The organism is Streptomyces ruber (genome assembly GCF_014648075.1).
Taxonomy (GTDB): domain Bacteria; phylum Actinomycetota; class Actinomycetes; order Streptomycetales; family Streptomycetaceae; genus Streptomyces; species Streptomyces ruber.
In genome coordinates this window covers 1-3,401 of record NZ_BMQK01000041.1, presented here as the reverse complement: position 1 = coordinate 3,401, position 3,401 = coordinate 1, and the positions used below count along the sequence as shown (strand labels likewise).

The 3,401-nt window shown below is 68.0% G+C and carries 2 protein-coding genes and 1 pseudogene; 2 read left to right on the top strand and 1 reads right to left on the bottom strand.

Annotated features, from left to right (window positions below; all coding sequences use genetic code 11):
• The first annotated feature begins 117 nt into the window (after positions 1 to 117).
• The gene (locus tag IEZ04_RS34245; protein ID WP_373296404.1) at positions 118 to 1,548 is read left to right on the top strand and encodes an FNR domain-containing protein; all 1,431 of its coding nucleotides are present in this window, start codon (positions 118 to 120) and stop codon (positions 1,546 to 1,548) included.
• Positions 1,549 to 1,778: 230 nt separating this feature from the next.
• Positions 1,779 to 2,984, top strand: a complete 1,206-nt coding sequence (locus tag IEZ04_RS34240; protein WP_189220903.1) for a serine/threonine-protein kinase — start codon at positions 1,779 to 1,781, stop codon at positions 2,982 to 2,984.
• Positions 2,985 to 3,210: 226 nt separating this feature from the next.
• Here IEZ04_RS34240 and IEZ04_RS36155 read toward each other — a convergent pair.
• Positions 3,211 to 3,401 (bottom strand): annotated as a pseudogene (locus tag IEZ04_RS36155) (transposase); the annotation flags it as partial.

Below are 3,401 nucleotides of genomic sequence, written 5' to 3'. Positions count from 1 at the left end.
AGCGCTGCGACAGCTTTGCGCAGGAGCCGCCGCCCACCGTCGGTAGCGACCCAGAAGCCGCGGAGTTCTCGTATCGGCCGGTATGCCGGCGGACTCCCACACCGTGAGGAGAGCGCGTTGACCGCCTCATCCCCCTCGCAGAACCCGGCCGCATCCCATCGTGGGCGACCCGGCCCTCTGCCGCTCGGCCAAGCCGAGGCGCCGGTCGTCGGCGAGCTGCCGGCCGGCTCGCAGCAGCCCAGCACAACTCTGGTGCGGAGGGCTTTCAAGCACCCCCGTCTCATGCCGTACAACCGCCTGATCGCCGCCGTAGTGACGGCGAATCTGGTGCTGCTCGGATACGCGTTCATCCGTGGGGGGTGGTGGTCCGGTCGCAGCACCGCACTGGAGGCGATCGCGACCATCGCCCAGGCCAACTTCGCGCTAGCTATCATCTTCCGGCAGCAATACGTCATCAACTTCCTCTGCCGGCTCGCTACCCGGGCACCCACCACCTGGCCGCTGAAGCTCCGGTGGACGTTGGCGAAGGTCTATCACTTCGGCGGATTGCACGTCGGTGCGGCGGTGTCGGGAACACTCTGGTACCTGATCTTCGTAGGTTCCGCCACTTACAGCGTCGCGCAGGACCCGGGCAGTGTCTCGATCGGCAACGTGGTGATCTCGTACGCCCTGGTGACGCTCTTCATCGTCATGGTGATCATGGCGTTGCCGCCGCTGCGGGCACACGCCCATGACAGCTTCGAGATAACGCACCGGTTCTGCGGATGGGCCGCGCTGCTGCTGGTCTGGGCGAACACGGTGCTGTTCGTGAGCAGCCGGCGAGGCGAGGCCTCGGCCGCCGCTGCGTTGCTGACGGCTCCCACCATCTGGATGATCGTGGTGACCACAACGGCCGCCGCGCTGCCGTGGCTGCGTTTACGCAAGGTCTCGGTGACCGTCGAGCGGCCGTCCTCACACGTGGCGCTGGTCCGCTTCGACCATGGAGTGACCCCCTTCATCGGGTCGGTCAGGCCGATCAGCCGTAACCCGCTGCTGGGATGGCACACCTTCGCCAGCATCCCCGCTCCCACGCTGTCCCCAGGTGGTTATCGCATGGTGATCTCCCGGGCCGGCGACTGGACCAGTGAGTTCATCGACGATCCGCCGTCGCAGGTATGGGTGCGAGGCGTCCCCACGGCCGGCATGGCCAACGTCAGGAAGCTCTTCAAGAGGGTCGTCTATGTGGCCACCGGCAGCGGCATCGGTCCGCTGCTGGCTCACCTGCTGGCCGATGAGGTGCCGGCACACCTCGTGTGGGTCACCCGCAGCCCTCGCAAAACCTACGGTGACGCCCTGGTCGACGAAATCCTGGCCGTCCAACCCGACGCGACCATCTGGAATTCGGATGAACACGGCAAACCCGACATGGTCCAACTGGCGTACGCCGCGTACAGGTCCTTCGGAGCGGAGGCCGTCATCTGCGTCGCGAACAAGAAAGTCACCTGGCAGGTGGTTCACGGTCTGGAACGCCTTGGGATTCCGGCCTGCGGCCCCATATGGGACTCCTGAGGCACGTGCACCGCCGACATCGCAGCGGCGATCACCGCGTCTGTGTCTTCGCCTCCTTCAGTATCTGTGCATCTGCCCCTAGCCGGGCCGACTGGCCTCGCCAGCACACGGCGCCATCCCCGGCGGATCCCGCCGCCGGGGACTACCCACAGTTCTCACGCCGCACCGTTACGGATACCACCTTTCGATGCAGCCACCACACCGCGCACCTCCCTTCTGAGGAGCTGATTGTGACCGTCATCGACACCGTGCCCTTTCGGCACCTGTCCACCTCCACACAACCGCCGGCCGCTCGCGCCGCGTTTCGTGCTGCGCTCGCCCAGCCCACCGCAGCCACCCATGCCCGGCAATGGGTGAATGCCCTACTGCGTCGGCAGGCGGTCACCTCGGCCGCGCCGACCACGACCGCCGAATTCTGCGGCGGTCTGGTCACCGGAGCGGAGAAGGACTCTGACGATCACGCCCTTAGCCTCGGTCCGCAGGGCCGAGCCGGGACGGGAAACACACCAGTGGCCCGCGACCGGGAAACGCTGGAGGCACCACGGACAAATCCCAGGGAAGAGCCGCACCGCCTGGTCGACGGGCGCTACAAACTGCAGCGGCCACTGGGGCACGGCGCCATGGGCTTTGTGTGGCAAGCCCACGACCATCGGCTCGGCCGCCCGGTCGCGCTCAAGGCACTGGCCTTCCGTGGCACGGTGGACCTGCAGCCGCAGGCACAAGCGGTGCAATGGGCGCACCATGAGGCGCAGGCCCTTGCCCGCATCTGCCACGAGCACGTGGTCGCCGTCCATGACGTGATCGAGGCCGAGGGCCAGGTCTGGATCGTAATGGAGCAGGTCAGCTCGCACTCGCTGGCAGACCTGCTGCGCGTGCGGGGCCGGCTGCCGGCGCTCCAGGTGGTACAGATCGGACGGGAATTACTGCGAGGCATACAAGCGGTGCACGCCGCCGGGGTGCTGCACCGGGACATCAAGCCGCACAACGTCTGCTTCCGTCCCGACGACCGGGCAGTGCTGATCGACTTCGGCCTTGCCGCCCTCACCGACGCAGGACCGGGCGTCGAGGGGCCCCAAACAGTCGGCACCCCGCAGTACCTGGCCCCCGAGTTGGCGGCGCCTTGGTCGCAGCCACAGGAAGCGACACCCGCGGCGGATCTGTGGGCACTGGGCGTGACGCTGTACGAGGCGGTGGAGGGCCGACTGCCCTTCCGCGGCCCCACGCCGTACGAGGTGCTGGAGCAGGTGCGCACCGCCCAGCCACCCCCAATGCGGCACGCCGGCCCGCTGCGCGCGCTCATCGACGGCCTGCTGGCCAAGGACCCGGCCGAGCGGCTGACCGCACACAGCGCAGCGAAGGCCCTCGAGGCGTGCCGAAACCGCAGTTTCGTCCAGGCCATAGGGCACAACCCGGCACAGGCCGTCGGGCCTCCATAAACCCGCAGCGCTTCAGAACATCAGCCAGCCGAGCGTGCGCTCCACCGTCCACCTGCGGGGCAGCTGGGAAGAGCTGCGCTGGTCGGCGGGGACGTTGCACGATTCCCATGTTGATGCTGAGGGTGGCCGCGTGCTTGACGAGGTGTTGGTGGTAGCCGCCGTCCATTCAGGCCTTGCGTAGGCCGGGCCTGGTGGGGCGGGTGGGTGCCGGCGACGGAGGCATGGACGCTGGCCGCGGTGACCAGCACCGCCAACAGCAGGCCGAGCGTGTCGATGACGATGTGCCGCTTGCGGCCCACGATCTTCTTGCCGGCGTCCACACCCTGTCGGCGGGCCGGGACGCTTGCTTCACCTGCGCGGCTGCGGCCTTCTGCCGCGTTTACAGAACCGCCCGCATCGACGGCATCCGCCACTTCC